Origin of the sequence: Sphingobacterium olei (genome assembly GCF_005048855.1) — a bacterium.
GTDB lineage: Bacteria > Bacteroidota > Bacteroidia > Sphingobacteriales > Sphingobacteriaceae > Sphingobacterium > Sphingobacterium olei.
Window position 1 is genome coordinate 560,617 of sequence record NZ_SUME01000002.1, and the last position, 20,127, is coordinate 580,743.

Annotated in this window: 11 protein-coding genes; 1 reads left to right on the forward strand and 10 read right to left on the reverse strand. The window is 41.6% G+C overall.

The window, feature by feature from the left end; translation table 11 throughout:
• Positions 1 to 7 precede the first annotated feature (7 nt).
• From FAZ15_RS06605 to FAZ15_RS06615, 3 genes are all read right to left on the reverse strand, one after another.
• A complete protein-coding gene (locus FAZ15_RS06605; protein WP_136900519.1) occupies positions 8 to 487 on the reverse strand; it encodes a hypothetical protein in 480 nt (159 codons plus the stop codon).
• A gap of 57 nt (positions 488 to 544) precedes the next feature.
• Positions 545 to 1,255, reverse strand: a complete 711-nt coding sequence (locus tag FAZ15_RS06610) for an SAM-dependent methyltransferase (RefSeq protein ID WP_136900520.1) — start codon at positions 1,253 to 1,255, stop codon at positions 545 to 547.
• Positions 1,256 to 1,432: 177 nt separating this feature from the next.
• On the reverse strand, positions 1,433 to 2,545 hold the full coding sequence (locus tag FAZ15_RS06615) for a glycoside hydrolase family 88/105 protein (RefSeq protein ID WP_136900521.1): 1,113 nt from the start codon (positions 2,543 to 2,545) through the stop codon (positions 1,433 to 1,435).
• 341 nt (positions 2,546 to 2,886) lie between these two features.
• Here FAZ15_RS06615 and FAZ15_RS06620 point away from each other — a divergent pair, with 341 nt between their 5' ends.
• Positions 2,887 to 6,930: a hybrid sensor histidine kinase/response regulator transcription factor gene (locus FAZ15_RS06620; protein WP_136900522.1), complete on the forward strand. Its 4,044-nt coding sequence runs from the start codon at positions 2,887 to 2,889 to the stop codon at positions 6,928 to 6,930.
• A 38-nt stretch (positions 6,931 to 6,968) separates the two neighbouring features.
• On the opposite strand, the gene FAZ15_RS06625 is transcribed toward FAZ15_RS06620, so the two are convergent.
• From FAZ15_RS06625 to FAZ15_RS06655, 7 genes are all read right to left on the reverse strand, one after another.
• Positions 6,969 to 8,921, reverse strand: coding sequence for a glycoside hydrolase family 97 protein (locus tag FAZ15_RS06625; RefSeq protein WP_202912332.1), 1,953 nt, complete (start codon positions 8,919 to 8,921; stop codon positions 6,969 to 6,971).
• Positions 8,922 to 8,973: 52 nt separating this feature from the next.
• Complete coding sequence (locus FAZ15_RS06630) at positions 8,974 to 10,938, reverse strand: alpha-L-arabinofuranosidase C-terminal domain-containing protein (RefSeq protein WP_136900523.1); 1,965 nt, start codon at positions 10,936 to 10,938, stop codon at positions 8,974 to 8,976.
• 53 nt (positions 10,939 to 10,991) lie between these two features.
• Positions 10,992 to 12,989 carry a family 43 glycosylhydrolase gene (locus FAZ15_RS06635; RefSeq protein ID WP_136900524.1) on the reverse strand — a complete coding sequence of 666 codons (1,998 nt, stop codon included), beginning with the start codon at positions 12,987 to 12,989 and terminating at the stop codon, positions 10,992 to 10,994.
• Entirely contained in the window at positions 12,986 to 14,086 is a 1,101-nt protein-coding gene (locus tag FAZ15_RS06640) for a glycoside hydrolase family 43 protein (protein WP_202912333.1), read from the reverse strand. The genes FAZ15_RS06635 and FAZ15_RS06640 overlap by 4 nt, the downstream gene beginning before the upstream one ends.
• Before the next feature lie 52 nt (positions 14,087 to 14,138).
• Positions 14,139 to 15,137 (reverse strand): glycoside hydrolase family 43 protein, encoded by a 999-nt coding sequence (locus FAZ15_RS06645; protein WP_136900525.1) that lies wholly within the window; start codon positions 15,135 to 15,137, stop codon positions 14,139 to 14,141.
• 230 nt (positions 15,138 to 15,367) lie between these two features.
• Complete coding sequence (locus FAZ15_RS06650; protein ID WP_136900526.1) at positions 15,368 to 17,077, reverse strand: RagB/SusD family nutrient uptake outer membrane protein; 1,710 nt, start codon at positions 17,075 to 17,077, stop codon at positions 15,368 to 15,370.
• 10 nt (positions 17,078 to 17,087) lie between these two features.
• Positions 17,088 to 20,111, reverse strand: a complete 3,024-nt coding sequence (locus FAZ15_RS06655) for a SusC/RagA family TonB-linked outer membrane protein (protein WP_202912334.1) — start codon at positions 20,109 to 20,111, stop codon at positions 17,088 to 17,090.
• Positions 20,112 to 20,127 lie beyond the last annotated feature (16 nt).

Consider the following 20,127-nt stretch of genomic DNA (forward strand, 5'->3'; position numbering starts at 1 on the left):
CCTATTTTTACAGGTTATAATCGGTAACTTCCGATTCCGTATGTTTATTATGTGCTTTTAATAGTTTTTTATATTCTGCAATTTTAATCCAATAAACGATAAGATATATGAAATTAACAACGGACGCCAAGTACCTTAAAAATACAGGCAACGGCAAATTGCCGACTAAAAAAGATACAGCAAAAATATAGCCTTGTTTACGAGTTGGATTCTCTTCAACGGCTATCTTGCGATCAAAAAATTCGTTGTTCAGCGAATCGGCAAGTCTACGCACAACCTCAAAATTCCAGTAAATATTAAAAAAAGGCACTGCGAGAAACCAAGCTTGATTCGGCAGTATACATTGGTTCTCTTTTTGTATCAATTTTAAGGTAGATCGAACGGTATGTGCGAAAAAAATCCATAACGTAATCTGTATAATAGCTCCCGCAATAACATAAGGTAACATCTTTGCTAAATCCGGATTATTTTGTATTAATTCTTCCATATATTTTTACTGCGACTTTAAAAACAGGTCTACTAGTTCCGCTAAATTTACTAAGACTTAAACAAACAATAAAAAGATCGCTGGGATCTTATGCAATTCGTGCGGATTTTTCTTCCATTCTGCCACAGACATAGTTTTGATACGTTCATCTGGAGCTGTTAGATTGCTGGAAATGCTCAGTAAGGTGGATGGCTTACAGATCCGCAACAGTTCATTCAGCAGTTGATTATTGCGAAAAGGCGTTTCGATGAATATCTGTGTTACTTTTTCCCGAGCACTTTGACTTTCCAAATCCTTAATGCGTTTAGCCCGCTCTCCTTTATCAATAGGTAAATACCCGTGAAAAGTAAACCTCTGCCCATTAAATCCGGACGCCATCAGCGCCAACAAAATGGAACTTGGTCCTACTAAAGGTACAACCTTAATTCCTCTTTTATGTGCTTCAAGAACCACATCCGCCCCGGGATCTGCCACTCCAGGGCAACCAGCTTCAGACATCAGTCCAATATCTTTACCTTTCAACACATTCGCAAAAACCTCGCCGTAATTCATCTGCCCTCGGGCGTGCTTGCCATAGTCGTGGATAATCAATTGGTTTTGGGGTATTTTCAAACCAGCTGATTTCAAGAAACGTCTTGCTGTTTTCTCATTTTCCACCACATATTCATGGATACGATCGATTATCTCTTGATGCAAGAAGGTATAGGATGATTTTTCCGCACCTTCTGCAAGCGGTACAGGAATCAAATAAAGTTTGCCAGCATTCATACACACAAACCTATAAAATTAAACCAAGAAGTTTTTAATAATCTCGCGCATTCTGTATGAATAAATAACAAAAGCCTCCATCATTAGTATATGGAGGCTTTTGTTCCCTTAGTAAAGAATCTTAGCTTTCGATATCAGCATTTTCTTCGGAAAAAAAACGCCACTTCCGCTTATATCTTATCTGTCTAAAAAGCGATACAGTTCCGAAGCCACCAGCAAGAAAGCACCTACCCCAAATGGAGAAGTCGAATTCTGATCGACTACCTGTCCGGGAATAGCACGCTCTCCGATCGGTTGTACGTAGCCCAGCTTCCCGTCCTTTTGTAAGGCTACTTTCGAAAGGTAGTTCCATGCCTTTGTTACCACAGGCAGGTATTCTTTTTTATCTAAATAGCCGTTGTTGACGCCCCATATCAGACCATACGTGAAGAAAGCCGTACCACTGGTCTCCGGTCCCGGCGCATGGTCTTTATCCAGCATGCTACGTGTCCAGTACCCCTCGGGCTGCTGACTGGCCTTTACCGCTCCAGCCATTTCGTTAAAGCGTGTTACAAAAACATCTCGGTGTTTGCTGTCTTTTGGAAGATCTGCCAATACCTTAGCCAGACCTGCTAATACCCAACCATCTCCACGCGCCCAGAAATCTTTCCTGTCGTTTGCCGATTTATGTTTTGGATATACGTATTTGGCATCCCTGTAATAAAGCTTCTCCTCCTGATCGTACATTAATGAATCTGCAAATACAAAATAGGTATGCAGTTTATCCAGATACTGTTCATTCTGGGTAAGGTTATACAATTTGGTCATCACCGGCATCACCATATACAGACCATCTGCCCACCACCAATAGTCATTGTTTGGTGTACTCATCTGGTATTCCATGACCTCTTTTGCCCGTGCAATCTTAGTCGGGTCAGGTGCGAGCTGGTACAGATCTATATAAGTCTGGAAACAGATCTGCCAATCGCCGAATAGTACGTAATCGTCCTTTTCCCCATAAGAATACTTCCATTCGGGTTTATGATCTGATTTCGCTCCTTTCCATTGGTTATATACTGCCCATTTTGTGGAATAATCCAAATATTCCTTTTTCTTCGTAAGCTTATAGGCTTCCATATTACCGGTATGATAGGCGGCAATATCCCAAAATGCCCATTGCTCAGGCGTGTGATTTGACTGCCAATAGGCATTAGCTAGATTTAACTTCGTTAATACATCCTTCTTTGAAACTCGCTGGCCAAATACCACGGATGAAAACAATAAAAAACAAACAATCAGATTTACGTACATTTTTTGGTGTGTTAAAATACTCTGTAAATGTTAATGCAACAAATATAGCCTACAGCGATTACGACAGTGTTCAATTAGAGATTATTTACGTTATAAAATTGATTCAAATCGATAAAAATACGCCCTTAATTCACATCTTTAACGATTTCCTCCAGTATCGGTGAAAGAAAAAATATCGGCTTACAATATAAATGTAAAAAAAACACTTAATGTATTGCACATATGCCACTTGTTTAATATCTTACCAAATAATAACCAGTATAGACATGATTTATAAATCTGAATATCTCAGCATATCTTTTTTGTATCTTTATGTGAACTGATTTTTAAACGGAATAATTTTGAAGAGCACGTTATCATACCTCCTGATTTTAGTTTCCTTACTTTTTAGTTATTGCTTTTCCTTTGCCCAAGAAATCGGAATTGCTTCTGTCCGCATTGAACAGGAATTACCTTCATTAACTGTCAATCAAATTTTTCAGGACAGAGAGGGCTTTATTTGGTTTGCAACCGCTCAGGGATTCAGTCGATTTGATGCATTTAATCTCCTTAACTTCAGGCTGAAAAATAGCGAGGGTAACGTTATTGCTGACCAAAATATAACATCCGTCAACGAAATAGAAGGTGCGCTTCTGTTAGCCACACAAAGTGGATTGTATATATTGGACAAGAAATCCTATAAAGTACGCCCTTTTCCCGACCAGACATTAGAAAATGCAAATATTACGACAATCCACATTGACAAAGAATCCAACATTTGGATAGGAACATTTAACGCAATCCATGTGTACCGACCGGATCTTAGTCTCAAAAAAAAATACACACACGATCCGAACAACAAGAACACAATTCCTTCAGGCACGGTTAATACTGTTTTCGAAGATAGCCGGGGAAACATATGGATGGGGATCTGGGGCGCAGGTCTTTTTAAATTAAATAAGAATGTAGATCGGTTTATTTCCTATCCAAAATTGGGCTCAAGAAACAATCCCTTCAGAATATTAGAAGATGACCACGGACAACTGTGGATTGTAACTTGGGGAGACGGGCTTTTTCTTTTTAACCCTGATGACCCCAAGGCTATTTATCAGGAAATACTGATAAAAAATAGAAGAAGAGAAGGAAAAGAAGATCTCTTTTACAATATCCTCCAAGACCGACATAAGAAATACATTTGGGTTTTGTCTTTCTCTGGCGTATCTACCTTTGCTTATACGGCAGACGGAGCACTAGAAGAAATCGATCAATCGTCATTATTTGACAATACTTCCAATATATTTAGTGATATTCATCAAGATCGAACGGGAACTTTATGGCTTTCTGTCGGAGGAAAAGGTGTTTCAACTATTCGTTTCGACAGACCCGATGTAAAGCATTTTGGCTTTGAAGAAGTGAAGAAGAAATACGGTATAGCTCCGAATTTAAATATGCTCTACAAGGATAACGAGGGACAGCTTTGGTTTAATTTAGAACGGCTTGGTTTGGGTAAATTCGATCCTAAAAAAAATAAGGTTTATACCTATAGCAACGCTAGCTTTAAAGACTTACTGGCTATTCGTGCGGTTAACTGCGCACTTGAAGTGGATAACGAGATCTGGATTGGATCATCCTACGATCCGATCATAAATATCTTCCGAAAAAGCAATAGTGAGATTATATTAAAGCGACAAATAAATCTACAGGAAAGCACACCGCAGGCCGGTGCACCTCTATTTTTCTTTCCAGACAGAGACAATAATATTTGGATTGCGACAGCCAATGGTGTCCTTGTGCAACGGGCAAAAGACCAAAGACTAGTCGCGATACAGAACATAGAAGATCATATCACAGGAATTTCCCAAGACCGTGAAGGAAACCTATGGGTGGCCACTAAAGGTAATGGAATCTACCAGCTTAGTGCTCAAAACTCCTGGAAAGAGAATCAGCGTATCGGCAAACATACGCCAGGGTTATTAACAGATCAGATTGAAACGATGGATGCCGATGATAAGGGTAATCTCTGGATAGGCACAAAAGATGCACGCCTTCTGTCTTATCATATTCAGCAGAAAAAAATAAACGAATTCGCTAACTCGCAGCTTTTTTCGAAGAATCAGCTTCTTGATGTTGTTTGTCTTGGCAATACCACTTGGCTGTCAACCACAAGAAATATATACCGGATAAACCCAGGCAACAGAAACATTGTGGAATACACTTCCGATGATGGTCTATATGTGAATATGTTTGCAAAACGAGCCTATACGATAGATCCCAAAAATAAATCTATCTATTTTGGCGGATATAATGGCGTTGTGCAATTTCAAAATTCAGATTTCGTCGCTGAGCATACCTCACCTGTTATTGTCTCAGACATTAAAATCAATAATCAATCTGCCGTACTTCATTCGGAAAATCAAAAATTTGACTTCTACAGCCAGGCGCTTCTTTTAGAACCGGAAGACCAGAATCTAGAGATTAGTTTCACATCTTTTGAATATAACCATCCCGACAAAATTAGATACGCCTATAAGTTGGAAGGTGTTGATAAAGACTGGGTATACGCGCCAAGAGAACGTCTCTTCGCTACATACAATAACCTTGGCAAAGGGGAGTATCGCTTTTTGATCAAAGCTACAGATCTCAATAACAAATGGAACTCGGCTATTACAGAAATTACAATCAAAAAGAAACCCGCATTTTATGAAAGTAATTTGGCCTATCTTGTTTACACACTAATTGTGGTTACCCTTATCTATTATATCGTCTCTTTTGCAATGAACAGGCTGAAATTGCGTAGTGACTTAAGAATAGCACAGATAGAAAAAGAAAAAGCCAACGAATTGGTGCAAACCAAGCTAAGCTATTTTACCAATATTTCGCACGATTTGCTCACCCCATTAACCATTATTTCCTGTTTGATAGATGACATTCAAATAACGACCAAGAAAAATCTAACACAATTCGAAAAAATGAGATTTAATCTAGATCGATTGAAGCGCTTGCTCCAACAGATCCTCGACTTTAGAAGGGTGGAAAATAAACAGATGGAATTGCGCGTAAGCTATGGAGAAATTGGTCATTTTATTGAAGAACTCTGCTCCATGTACTTCAGTCCTTTGGCGAAAAAAAAGAATATTCGTTTCGAGATTCAACCACCGGCGCGGGCAGTTGAAGGTTATTTCGACATTGATAAATTAGACAAGATCTTATTCAATCTATTATCCAATGCTTTTAAATACACGCCAAATGGTGGACGTATCACCCTCTCCTATACAACCACCGAAAAACCAAACGGCACGCATTTAACTATACAGCTTCAAGACACGGGTATTGGCATATCTCCAGAAGAATTGGATTTGATATTTATTCCTTTTTATAACAATAAACATGCAAAACAGCGCGAGAGCAACGGTATAGGCCTTGCTCTGACGAAAGAGCTGGTCGAAATCCACCACGGGAGCATCAACGTAGAAAGTGTTCCTCAGAAAGGCACTTACTTCACCGTCTCTATTCCCATTGATAAAAACCAATATTCGGTATCAGAATTACAACTGCTGAACAAGCACTTTTTAGATACCGCTTTCTCTGTTGATATCGCGGAAAATCCAGAGACCCTACCCGTACTTCGGATTGGTGAAAAACAGCTGAATTTACTGTTGGTAGAAGATAATGAAGATCTCCGTCTGACTATGTGCAATGTCTTGTCTAGAAATTATACCATCTATCAAGCGACACATGGTGAAGAAGCGCTTGAGCTACTACGTGATCATGACATCGATATTGTGATTAGCGATATCATGATGCCGGTTATGGATGGTTTAACGCTCTGTCGAACCATTAAATCCAACACCGAGATAAACCATATTCCTATAATCTTGCTAACAGCTAAAAACAGCATAGATGATCGAATTGAATCTTATCAAGCCGGTGCCGATGCGTATATCAGTAAACCCTTTGAGCTGAAAGTATTAGAGGCGCGAATACATAGCTTTGTCATCAACAAACGGACAAGACAACTGGATTTTAAAGCAAATCCTCAAATCAATATTTCAACTCTTGATTATACTCCCCTTGACGAACAATTCTTGAACAAAATGGTCCATATTATTGAGTCGAATTTAGAAGATGATCAATTCGATGTCGTTAAATTGGGTGATAAGTTAGGGTTATCAAAATCGACTCTTTACCGAAAGACGAAAGTACTGCTCAATCTATCGCCCAGCGAATTTATTAAAAACATTCGCCTGAAACATGCTTGTCAAATGATGGATCAAGATAAATCTATTTCGGTAAGTGAAGTAGCTTTTGCCACAGGGTTTTCGGATCCCCGATATTTTTCCACCTGTTTCAAAGCGGAATTCGGAGTAACACCTACGGATTACCAAAAGAGTAATCCACCCAAATGATATTTAACTTCTAAATTATTCAAAAGGCTTACCCCTACCTATCTCATACTGACAACTAGAAAACCGCCACCTGGCTGAATCGTCAATTTGAGCTGTTTACCTTCTGCAGGCTTTATGACAGCCTTCTTTGATGTGCGATCATTGTTATCCGTATATAATTGCCATTCATTATCTGAAAGCATCGGCAGAGAAACGGTAATTATTTTTTCGTTTTTCTCCGCATTGATGCCCGCGACATACCAACGGTCGGCATGTTTTCTTGCTAAAATGACATATTTCCCGGGGTAACCGTCGATAAAGACGGTTTCGTCCCAGGTCGTTGGCACTTGTTTCATAAAGTCAATCACGTGTGCTGGCATTTCATCCAAATTGTTTGGTGTGATGCCAAAATTCTGAACAGGTGTTTGAAATAAAACAGCGGTAGCCACCTGAAAGATTTCGGTCGTTTTGCGTATTGTCCCTCCGTTGTTTTCACGGTTATGCCGTTTATTGAGTAATACAGGTCCAAAATCCATGGAACCTACCGTGTTTCGGATAAAGGGATGTAAGCAGGCATTAAAAGCTTCCATATCGTTTGCGTGCTGGGTGAAAATCAAATTCTCTGAAGCGAGTACAGCCTCACTACCAACAAAATTTGGATACATGCGTTCCCAACCCCGCGGCAAGGTACATCCGTGGAAAATAACAACTAGGCCGTAATCATTGGCATCGGATAAGATATCCTCGTATAATTTTAGGGTTTCCTGTTTATCCCCACCAAAGAAGTCTACCTTGATCCCTTTTATACCTATACGTTGCATCCACGCCATCTCTTCTTTGCGAGATACGGCGGTACTCATACGATTTTTGGGCGTCTGCGGTGCATCGTTCCAGTAACCATTCGAATTGTACCAAAGACAAAGTCCTACGCCTTTATCCTTGCCATAGACGACTAGTTCTTCGATTTTATCGCGCCCGATTCGCGCATCCCACCAATTATCAACCAAGCTGAACTCATACCCCATTGCAGCCGAAAGATCAATAAATTTTTTTTGGTCTTCGAAGTTAATACTGCCATCTTGCCACTCTAACCAACTCCAGGTGGAGCGTCCAAAAGTATAGTCCGTTGAAGCTGCATATTGGGGCTCGACCACATCAAAGGTGATGGTCGTTTCGACAATAGGCTTCAGGCTATTCCCTACCGTCAACGTACGCCACGGTGTATAACCGGGTAAAGCGATCGTCGGCTGTGCACTACCTATACCATTGTTTTCTCCAGGCTCGGGATAAGCGATTTTATAAAGTCCATCCTTCGCCCCCTCACTTAGTTTAGATCCACAATACAAGCTATTCACCCCTGTCTCGGAAACCAAAACCCAACCACGGTCTCCAACGTGAAAGAGAGCAGGAAAAGTATAGCCCACTCCATATTTGGAAGGTTCTCCTATGGCCTGATCCGGATTATACTCCTCCTCGTAACTAGGCTTGGTTTTCATCCATCCGATCATAGGTGAAGCTTGAGGCGTCAAAAACGTGGTCGTAGTAGCCGGAAATTTGAACCCGCTAAGTTCCTCTTCGACAGGAAAATTAGCAGTTTCACCTACCTGTGGTACATGGTAACGGAAAGCGATATCATTATTACTCACCCGGAAGATAACGTCGAGTTTTTGCTTCGCATCATTTTCAAGTTTACATACGAGTTCGTTTGCTTGGTAGCGAACCTGTCGGCGTTTAATCTTCCGTTCCTCGTATGTTAGGTCGATTTGATTGGAGACTTGATGGTCCATAAAATGCAAATTACTCGCTAAATCGACCGTTTTTCCCTTCAAGCCGAGAGGTGACTTTTCCAACATCTCGTTTCCATCCAGTTGTACGCGATAATATAACCGGCCGTTTTCTAGCGAAAGGTGCACAACTAATCGTTTATCGGGGCTGGAAATATACATTTCCTCCGAATAGCTTATTAAGAATAAGATACTAAGGAAGCTCGTTATAAGAAATCGTTTCATCATTTTTATAAAGAATATCGCTGAAATTATTTTATATTAAGAATGGGTTTTGCTGTTATTTAACAGGGATTTTGATAACTGTAAAAGAATGCGGCAAGAAAGATTCCTTGACTACCTTTCCTGAATATCTAACGCTCGATTCCTGTGGCTGTATTTTTAATGGATCTTCGATGCTGTTGTAAGCGGACATGTCGTTGCTGTTTATTGTTATTTTAACAGCATCTCCATTTATCTTCTTCTTTGAGTCAAGCTGAAAAGCTATATCTACCATTCTACTATTGTGATTGACAAACTTAAGGATCAACTCTTTTGTTCCTTCATCATACACAGCAGAAGCATACAAGCTGTCTTGACCAACAACATTGCTGTCGTCCCATTTCAGTGGGATAATAGAAGTTCCTTTATTCGTTGAATATAGTTTTTGGATATGATAGCTGGGCGTACCATACACCTTCAGGTTATCCACCCAAATGAGATCTGGCGTCCACTGCCATCCATCGACATGCCCAAATAGTGGAGCATAAGAAGCCATCGTCACGACATCTCCGTTACGTTCAAGTCCGGTTAAGAAAGCGGCTTCGGAAAGTGCTGCATCCCATGAGTTTTTGTTAGGACCATTTGGACGGGTAGTATGCGATGCGTATTCACCTGCAAATATTTTAGGTCCGTTCCGGTCGTAATCATCATAGCGTGCTGCACTCGACAAAAACCATGTAGGCGGACGATAGTAATGCTCGTCTATCACATCGATCTTCATTTCCCTTAACTGTTCGTCCAGATAATCAAACCGTTCGCCATCCGGCCCCGTTCCTGAACTTGCAATAATGGCAATTTCAGGGTGCTTAGCTTTTAAAACTGTCTGAAAAGCAATAAGTCGCTCAATATACTGCGGTCCCCAATTTTCATTTCCGACGCCCAACATCTTAAGGTTAAATTTTTCAGGATGCCCCATATCCGCGCGCAATTTCCCCCATTTTGTATCTATATCTCCATTCGCAAATTCAATTAAATCCAATGCATCCTGAATATAGGAATCCAGTTCATCTAGCGGTACTACTTCTCCTGTATTAAATTGACAAGCCATCCCACAATTTAAGATCGGCAGGGGTTCAGCACCAATATCTTCAGACAACAAAAAATATTCGTAAAATCCCAACCCGAAAGTTTGAAAATAATCCGGCGTTAAACGATGATTGAATTCTGTATTCCACCGGTTAATAATCAGTTCCCTTTCTTCTATAGGTCCAACTGTTTTTTTCCATTGGAAGCGGTTCGCCAGATCCCTTCCTTCTACAATACATCCTCCCGGGAAACGGACAAACCCGGGCTTCATATCAGCTAAAATCTGAACCATATCTTTTCTCAATCCTTTTGATCTCTCCATCCAGGTATCTTCCGGAAATAGCGAAAGCATGTCCACTTCGGCATGCCCCGTGCCTTGTATCCAGATATTAAGTTTACCTTTTTTCGTTTCGCCGACAGATCTAAATTTAACGGCTCCGTTCGTCCATCCCGCAGTTTCGGTCAAACTTATCTTGGAGCTTCCCAATACCTTATCCGTGTCATCAAGCAGTTCCAAATGAAGAGTTAGGCCAGGCTTAGGACTTTTAAATAAGAGGGAAAATTCATATTCTAACCCACTCTTGATTCCCATACCTCGAAATCCTTCATTTTGTAATCCCAACGAAAAGTCGGTAGATTTATTAATTAATAAAGAGCGGGCATTTCCTTTTCTTTTTGAGTCATTCTGAACAATTAATGTTCCTTCTGGTATATTTTTGCCCAATGTTTTCCAACCCATTAACGGCGTACTAAACTCAAACGAGCGATTTTTGACCAGCTCAGCATATATGCCTCCATCTGCCCCAAGATTAATATCTTCGAAGAAGATTCCCCACATGTTTGGCGAAATTTTGCCAGAAGGATTGTCCAAATTAACTTTAAAAGTTGGTATGCTTTGCGCCATGGAAATGGAGCTACATATCATCAGGATCACACCCAGAAAAAACAGCTTTTTCATATATATATATTCATTTAGTTATGAGTATTAAAGCAAATAATTTAATGCATTGATTATAATTTGGGGGTAACTTTTTCTATTGTACCATCTGCCCGAAATTCCATCGCATCTATACATACCTCGCGGTGGTACCCGGCAGCAGATCCCATTTTGATGCCATTGGGACGGTCAAAACGATGGTAGACAATTCGCCATTCATCTGTACCCGGGATCTGTAGCACTGAATTATGCCCCGTTGCGTATATCCCTTTTGTCGGATCCTTCGCCAAGATCAGATTATCTTCGGGAATGGTTAAGGGGCCGATAGCTGATTTGGAATAGGCATACCGAACACGGTAATTTTCACTTCTCGTATCATCTTCTGACCACAAGAAGTAATAAAGCCCCTTACGGTAAAAGACGGTAACTCCTTCCCGGAATGTGTGATCCGGCGTCATGACCTTTATGGTATTTTTCTTTATGGAAACCATATCTTTTTCCAATTCCGCGACGGCAAGGTATCCATTACCCCAGTACAGGTAGCTTTTCTTTGATTTTGGATCATAAAAAACCTCAGGGTCAATTTCCTGTCCGCCTTTCACACCCTCGGGTTTAAAATCAATAAGCGGTTTACCGGAGTCGAGGAATGGACCTGTGGGATCTTCGGCTACCGCAACGCCGACTTTTTGCGCCGCGGTGAAATAATAGTAGTACTTATACTGATTCTTTTTGATCCTCTTCTCTATAATGCAGGGTGCCCATGCGTTGCGATCAGCCCATGATACGTCTTTCTTTAAGTCAAGAATAATACCTTCATCAGTCCAGTCCTTCAGGTTATCCGACGAAAAGGTCTTAAAATACGTACCGCTCCAACCTGTGAACCCATCGCTTGTCGGGTAAATATAGTACTTCTTGGTTTTCTCGGAATACAAGATATCTGGATCTGCATAGTAGCCTTCTAAAACCGGATTATTTTGCGGAGCCGGTAAATCAAATCCACTTGGAATACCCCATTTTTCGGTTAAGGCCAACAGCTCCCGATGAGTAATCGGGATCACTGAGCCGTGCCGAGGTGTAAAATCGCCACCTGTAGGCGTATTCTGCACAAAACTGAAATTCTTCAGGTCTGTGCTTTTGCAAAACTGGTAATATCCCTTGGTATAGCAATCATACATCAGTACATACTCGTCTGAATTGATCAATTTAAAAACACTCGAACCTTCAACAGCTTGTTGTTTATCAAAATTGAGATGACGATATTCTGCTGTGTAGGGTCCGGTCACATTTTTACTCGTCGCCCGCATAACGCCGTTGCTTGTCCGGAATCCATTGTTTATCGTGGAGCGTCCTTCATCTTTGAAAAACAGCACGTATTCTTCGTTCTTACTGTCATATACAATATCACCATCGATGGCAGCTGAACCAAAATCAAATAATGGTTGAGGCTCGGTAATATCCGTAAAATCCGCATTAGCATAAGAATAATACAATTTAAAATACGGTTGAATATGTTCCCCCACCGGATACGCCCAATCGTGTCTTCCGATAGAGTAATAGATCATATATTTCTGTTCCTTTTCATCCCAGATGGTTTGTGGAGCCCATACAGCATGTAAGTTTGCCCTATCAAATCCTGTCAAACCTGGAAACCGGGTTGGGAAGTCGATAGCCGTATGTTCCCAGTGCAGCAGATCTTTACTTTTCAGAAGGACTATCCCGTCGTTACTCTGCCAGCCTTCGCTCGAACGCATATCGGTAAGTACCATATAAAAATACTTCCCATCCGCCGAACGCAGGATATGGGGATCACGGACACCTTTCTTCAGCGCTATACTATCAGAAGAAATAATTTGTTTTCCTCCGTTCAATGGTTTGTAATTAATGCCATCTAAGCTTACCGCATATCGTACTTGCTCTCCGTCCGGATCGTTATTGGAAAAATAGGCAAACAGATAAGCCGTAAAATCTTTCTCTACTGGCCCATATTTATAGGTCTGTGCATGCGTGGCTCCAACAAAAAGGAGCAACACGTAAACGGCTAATAATAAGTTGTTTTTTATCGTATTCATCATTTTATATTTCTTGTGAATTGGTTTCGTGATGTAGTTAAATGAAACCGTTCTCCTGTTTCTCTCGGTTGCAATAATGTCGTGGGAACACCACCCCATTTCTGCTGTAAACGCTGAGCCTCCTCTCTGGTAATATTGATCACACTACCATGCCGAGGGTGGAAATCTTTCGTAAACGACTCCGGATTATGTGTAAATTTAAACAGATCAGTACTTCGCTGGAACTCATACCGACCATTGGCATACAGGTCATACATTAAGATGTAGTCGTTCGAATCATTCCGTTTAAATATACTGGAGCCTTCTACCACCACGGTGGTGTCTGCATAGGCATCGAGGTATGTAAAATATTCATTCCAAGGACCTTGTAAGGATTTACTTGTAGCCTGTCGGATTCCGTTTTTAAACTCCTTGCCGTTTGTATCTTTTGTATTTCCCTTAAAAAAAAGATGATATAGCCCGTCCTTGTAAACTATGTCTCCGTCAATACCTCCATATTTGGGGCTGAAGAGTAGTTTGGGTTCTTGCTCAAATCCTGAAAAATCTTCATTTGCATAGGCTGCATAAAAATCGAGCTTGGCATCATCATGGTAACGTACGGTAAAGTAGACCATATATTTTTGGACCTTCGGATCGTAAATCGTCTGAGGTGCCCATACCCATTTTACATTTTTAAATTTTTCAGGATATAATATTGGTAGGTCGATGATACTGTGCCGCCAATCGACAAGATTATCTGACTTCATCAGTATAATTCCCGGATTACTTTCCCAGCCATTTCTAATGGTAAACATATCGGTAGCAACCATATAAAAAGCTTTTTCTTCCGCGCCTCTTAAAAGATGTGGATCCCGGATTCCCCCTGTTTGGGAGATTTCGCTTGAAGGAATAATAGGTCGATTGTTGTTCAGCGCAGTCCAATTTACTGCATCCTGACTCACCGCAAAGCGCAGCTGTTCCTGCTCTACACCTTTGCCAGATCCTTCAAAATAAGCAAATAAATACCCTTCGAATCGAGGTTCCACCAAAGATGTTTGCCCATAGGTAATTATACTTGCTAAGAGAAAAAAGAAAAACGCAGCAATAGTTGATATCTTCATTTTAGAAAGCAATGTGGTTATTATATTTTGTTGTTATTTTTAAAGATTGTATTTAATAAAGTCGCTTCCCTACAACTAATCTATCACCCGAATCATCCACTTCGAAGAGATGCGGGTATCTAATATGTCTACCGTCCCTATTTTCATTGCTGTGTACCGACATAAGCAATCTTCCTTCAAAAGTCCGGAAAAGCATCCCATGTCCGTAGTCGGGTAGAGTTATAGGTAATTTTTCCTGTATCCATGGTCCGTCCAAGGTACCACTTTCGGAATAGGCAACTCCCTGTGTATACACATCAAAAACCCAGCTGGTCCAAAGCATACCCAGTTTTCCCGTTTGTGTACGGAAAATCCAAGGACCATCAGTTACCTTATTGGGACCTATTTTTCCATCCTGTCGTTCCCGGCTCCAAGGAGAATCGCTGGCTTTGAAAAGTAGTTTGCTTCTACCAACGGTACCACTGAGATCTTCTTTAAGTGCAACCTTTTCTATGGTACCATCCCAGTTTTGCAGCCATTCGTAGCAGTATATCATATACGGCTTGTTGTCGGCGTCCACCCACAAGGTACCATCCAATGTAGGCATGTCGGCAGGTAGGTATGTCGAATCTGCCATTGGTTTGTAGGGACCTTCCGCTCTATCGCTAACCAATACATGACAGGCCCTCCGGTCGATGATATTTCCCTTGACCGTATCAATCTTAATATCTTTATTGGTAAACGTGGCGAAATAGTAATACTTCCCCTTATGCCTGTGCAGTTCAGCTGCCCATATATCAGGGCGTTCACCCATCCACGAATTCCGATTGTGTTGTACAACATCAAACGGCCCAGTCCAATGTTTTAGATCTTTACTTTTCCAAAGCTTACCCCCTGTTCCAGTCATGTAGTAAGTAGCTGTTGCTTTGTCTGCCAGTATACATGGGTCGCTTAATAGGATAGAATCTATCGGGACATCCACTCGTATTTTGGAAGTAGTGCGCTGCCCATAGACTGATAAGATGCCGCATACAAGTAACACATAGATTAACAGGATATATTGTTTCTTCATCAGTTTTATTTTATAATTTCAGGTTTCAATGTTTTGCCAAGGCCCCATCGGCCCCCTCTTTCTCAATTAGGTAACGATGGTATAACAAATGTAAAAAATACGTTTATTATAATTTGTTTGTTTTTGTCTCAAAAACGTTTGTTTTTAATTCATAAAAAGAAGCCTTGTAACCATCCCGTTACAAGGCTTCACAACTTGAATTTAATAAACGGCAGTCAGCATGAACGACCCTATTTTGGATATCCCGGATTCTGTACAAGCGTTTCTCCTTCTTTGTTATTTAACTGTATTTCAGTTAATGGAATCGGTAACAACACATTATAGTCTTGAAAGCCAGTGGTTATTTTATTACTGGGACCTTGATCACCATTTAGCGGAATGCGCTCTTTAAGTGTTCTCGTACGTACTAACGTCATGCGACGATTTTCTTCTGCGATGAGCTCTCGTGCACGTTCATCCAATATAAAATCAACCGTCATTTGAGAAGCGAACACGGCACCAAGCGTGCTATTGCCCGAATTTGCGCGAGCATTTTTAAATGCCCTATCCCTAAGGATGTTAATATCTTCAGCAGCACCCGATGCATTATTCTGACGCAGTCTAGCCTCGGCACGTAGCAGATAAGTTTCTCCCAAACGCATAACCGGCCAATCTTTTACCAATGCATAACCAAAATCATCGATTGGATCATAGCCACCCCATTTGGTGGGAAAGGGATACCATACCTCTAGGCTATCTGTCCTAAACGGAATTACTTTATCTCCGGTTTTGATGTTAATATTCTGAATCCCCGCATCTTTTGCTACACGATATCCATCTGCATCCACACCGATCTCTGCACTAAATCCCGGACGATTATAGTTCGTCGTACGTCGGATATTATAGTTACTGTTACGAAGATCTCCATCAAGCCCACGCCATACCGTGTATTTCATAAAGTTGCTCAACCGTAGCCGCCCATTACCACGCCCCCCTAGCGAGTCTGCGTTAACCATACCCTCCCACTTGTGATAAGCAGGCTGCCATACGCGACGATGTTGCGGGTTATCAATAGTACCACCGTTAACTTCCCGGTTGAACTCCAATTCAAATGTCCAAATCGCTTCCGTATTTCCCTCTGAGCGACGCATATTACCCTGACGGAACATATCCCGATAAAAGTCTCCACCTTCTCCAAGGTATTTGCCATATCGTGCCTCAATTAACTTATATTTTCCGGGATCAATAATATCCGTTGCTGCCTTTTCCGCTTTTGCAAAATAAGTGGCATCCCGCATTCCCATCCGTAGATATGCTTCAGCAGCCAATTGTCTGGCCATATCCTTGTTTATGCGACTCTCGGATACTGCGCTACCTACCTCTGGAAGGTTATTAACCGCAAAGGTCAGATCTTCTTCGATAAGTGCGTCAACAGTTGCCACAGGCACTCTTGAATAATTAAACGTGGGCACGGAGATCGGTTCTGTTAGTACCGGCACATCTCCCCAAAGTGTCACTAGCATATTATACGCATACGCCCGGAAAAAACGTGCTTCGGCAGCTGCGCCGGGGTTGCTCTCACCTACGGATCTAATAATACCGTTGGCATTATTTATAAATTCATAACACTTTATCCACATATAGCTCACGCCACCATTCTCGGAATTTAAATCCGCATACTGATAGAATGGATTTTCAACGCCTTCTGTGGCCCCGGCACTCGTGATGTCCATCCCGATCTGCCAAATAGATAAAAAGCCCTGCCTTCCGCTATAGCCGTATAATTCTGCGTAGATATAATGCAAACCGATTAATTGGTTTTCTATAGTAGATGGATCATTGGCATTCGCATCATAGTTGGAATAAGGCTTTTCCTCCAGGAAACTGTCGCTGCAGGAGACTGCGACAAAAGATAGCAAAGCGAACAGAGAAAATATTTTTGTGTGTTTATGTATCGTCATGACTGTATATTTAAAATGTAAGATTCAAACCAAAAACGTAAGTGCGGACCATAGGATAATTAAGCTGGTCATTAACTCCATCTACGGTATTCCCCCTAGGCACATCTCTCGCTTCCGGATCCCATCCCAGCCAGTTCGTCCACGTATAGAGGTTTCGGCCACTTGCGTAAAGCGTTACCCCACCAACACCTATCCGGCTAGCAGCAGATTGCGGTAGATTATAGCTGAACGTAACGTCTTTCAACCGCGTAAAACTTGCGTTGGAAGGAAAAGCGTAGCCATAAATATTAGAGCGGTTACTCAACGAACGCCATTCATTGCTTTGATTTTCTCGCGTCCAATAACCGAGTTCTGCCGGCGTGCTTCGTCTGCCCATTTCATCAGAAGCACCACCTATTTGTGAATTATTCCGCATCGCTCCCTGCACGGTATTAATGAAGATATTCAAGGAGAAAGCTTTATAGGTAAAGGTATTTGTAATACCCCCTGTCCACTTTGGCGCGGTCTGTCCTAAAATAGAGCGATCGTCGTTATTAATAATCCCATCGCCACTCAGATCGGCCAATTTAACTGCCCCAGCCTCTGCCTGTTCATCCCATCCCTTGTTAACACCTGCAGCGATCTCATCCTCCTGCCAGATTCCTACTTTTGTATAGTCAAATATTACACCTACGGGCTGTCCTATAAACCAGCGGTTTCCTAAATCGTCTTTACCATCGCCGTAGATATCAACGATTTTGTTTTTATTGTGCGCAAAAACTAATGTAGTAGACCATGTAAAATTCTCTTTCGAAATATTTTTAGTATTCAACATCACGTCGATTCCGGTATTTTCTAGTTTTCCAAGGTTTGTAAACACATTTTGAAAACCTGTAAGTCGCGGAAGATTTTGCGAAAGCAGCATATCTTGTGTGCGTGTTTTGTAGAAATCTACCGTACCGGTGATACGATTGTTCCAGAAACCAAAATCAACACCTGTGTTAAAGCCGGCCGTTTTTTCCCAACGCAGATCGGCATTGCCCATGCGTACCCTGTAGCGTATCGCGGCATTGGATAAGCCATTCATAGCAAGCGGATTGGAATTCATCAAAAACAAAGCGTCATATATACCTATGCCCTCATTTCCTGACACACCATACGACATACGCCATTTCAAATTACTTACCACATCTTTCGTATTAGCCATAAAGGATTCATTGTGGATATTCCAAGCTACAGCGGCCGAAGGGAACGTTCCATATTTATGATTATCGCCAAATATAGAAGCAGCATCACGTCGCACTGTCAAGGTCAACATATAACGGCTGTCGTAGCCGTAATTTACCCGCGCCATCTGCGAAACGGAACGGTAAAGGTCAGCAAAAGAAGATACTTTTTGTGTCGATGCACTGCCTAGATTGCCCCAGCCCAATGCGTCGTTCGGAAATACTTCACCTGTCGCGATGGCTTCCTGGTAATATTTACTCTTTGCGGCATACAGACCCGTAAAATCAATACGGTGTAAACCAAAGTCCTTAGCGTAGGTTAAAATATTTTCAATGGTATAGGTCTGCGATTCCCTGTTCGTAATTCGACCTAAACCCGCAAAATTGTACACGGATTCCCCTTCATATTCGTTTGTGCGTTTAGGAACAAAGGAATACCCTCCGTTAAACTTATACTTCAGGCCAGCCAATGGCGCCCATATATTCCCGAAATCCGCTTCCGCGTACCCGTTCAACGATATGTTAAACTCTCTTCTTTCCGGGTCCAAAGTCGTTGGCAAAAGTGGATTCGACCACAATTGTTCGGAATACATTGGAAACTGCGTTAACGTGCCGTTGTCATTATACATCCTGGCATAAGGACTCATTGCTGCCGCCTGCATTAAATTAGCGCGCCCTCCATCTCTATCGTGTGCAACAATAAAGGCAGAAGTTCCCACTGTTAAGTATTTCGTAGTGTTAAAATCGGTGTTTGCCCGGAATGAATAGCGCTTGTAATTATACCCTTTTACGATCCCCTTTTGGTTCAGGTAATCAGTCGATATAAAATAGCGCGCGTTTTCGCTTCCTCCCGATAGACCAATATTATGATTTTGAATAACGCCAGTCTGCATAACTGCATCGAGCCAGTCTGTTGTTGTGCCATTTTGATAGTTGTCCCATTCGAATTCGTTTCGGACCGGCCCTCCATTATACAAACTTGTATTTGTTATTCTTGCGTATTCCGCATATCGCTCCAACAACTCTTCTCCAGAAACGGGTTCAAGTATGTGAGCCGCCTCTTCTATACCGCCGTACCCGCTGTAACGAATCGTCGGTTTGCCTGTCGTTCCTCTTTTTGTAGTGATCAAAATAACACCATTCGATCCATTTACACCATAAATCGCAACCGCTGAAGGATCCTTCAATATTTCAACGGACTCGATGTCATTCGGATTGATATCATTGATGGAGCCATCCGTTTTGGAAAGTGGAATTCCGTCGACCACAATGTAAGGACCTGTAGTCGCGCTAAAAGAGTTCCTTCCGCGGATTAAAGCCGAAGGTGCATCGCCCGGTACGGATGACGCCTGGTTGATGTTTACGTTGGCTACCGCCCCCTGGATCGCCTGCATGACGTTGTTAACGGGTAATTTAGATAAACGTTCTTTTGGAACAGAAGCCACCGACCCCGTAATATCGGAACGCCGCTGCGAACCGTAACCTACAACGACCAACTCTTCAAGTGCATTAAATGCCGATTCTAAGAGAATTTCAAGATTCTGGTTCTTTCCTACAGCAATCTCTTTATCACTATAACCGACAAAGGTAAAAGCAAGTATTTGACCTTCTTGCGCATTCACTACAAATTTTCCTTCAGCATTCGTTTGACTTTTTGTAGTACTTCCTTTCAATGTAACGGTGACGCCGGATAGTGCGGCATCTGTGGAGGCGTCTTTCACAATTCCGCGTATCTGAGAATCTTGCGCTAGTCCATACATGGAATAACATATTGCACACAGCAACATTATGATGGTCTTGATCCATCTGTTTATAATTTGATTTAACATATAGATTTTATTGGTA

Bases quoted from the DNA above. Each gene is read 5' to 3' on its own strand.
- FAZ15_RS06640 (WP_202912333.1), bottom strand. From the start codon at position 14,086: ATGAAGATATCAACTATTGCTGCGTTTTTCTTTTTTCTCTTAGCAAGT.
- FAZ15_RS06645 (WP_136900525.1), bottom strand. From the start codon at position 15,137: ATGAAGAAACAATATATCCTGTTAATCTATGTGTTACTTGTATGCGGC.
- FAZ15_RS06655 (WP_202912334.1), bottom strand. From the start codon at position 20,111: ATGTTAAATCAAATTATAAACAGATGGATCAAGACCATCATAATGTTG.
- FAZ15_RS06650 (WP_136900526.1), bottom strand. From the start codon at position 17,077: ATGACGATACATAAACACACAAAAATATTTTCTCTGTTCGCTTTGCTA.
- FAZ15_RS06610 (WP_136900520.1), bottom strand. From the start codon at position 1,255: ATGAATGCTGGCAAACTTTATTTGATTCCTGTACCGCTTGCAGAAGGT.
- FAZ15_RS06635 (WP_136900524.1), bottom strand. From the start codon at position 12,989: ATGATGAATACGATAAAAAACAACTTATTATTAGCCGTTTACGTGTTG.
- FAZ15_RS06625 (WP_202912332.1), bottom strand. From the start codon at position 8,921: ATGATGAAACGATTTCTTATAACGAGCTTCCTTAGTATCTTATTCTTA.
- FAZ15_RS06615 (WP_136900521.1), bottom strand. From the start codon at position 2,545: ATGTACGTAAATCTGATTGTTTGTTTTTTATTGTTTTCATCCGTGGTA.
- FAZ15_RS06630 (WP_136900523.1), bottom strand. From the start codon at position 10,938: ATGAAAAAGCTGTTTTTTCTGGGTGTGATCCTGATGATATGTAGCTCC.
- FAZ15_RS06605 (WP_136900519.1), bottom strand. From the start codon at position 487: ATGGAAGAATTAATACAAAATAATCCGGATTTAGCAAAGATGTTACCT.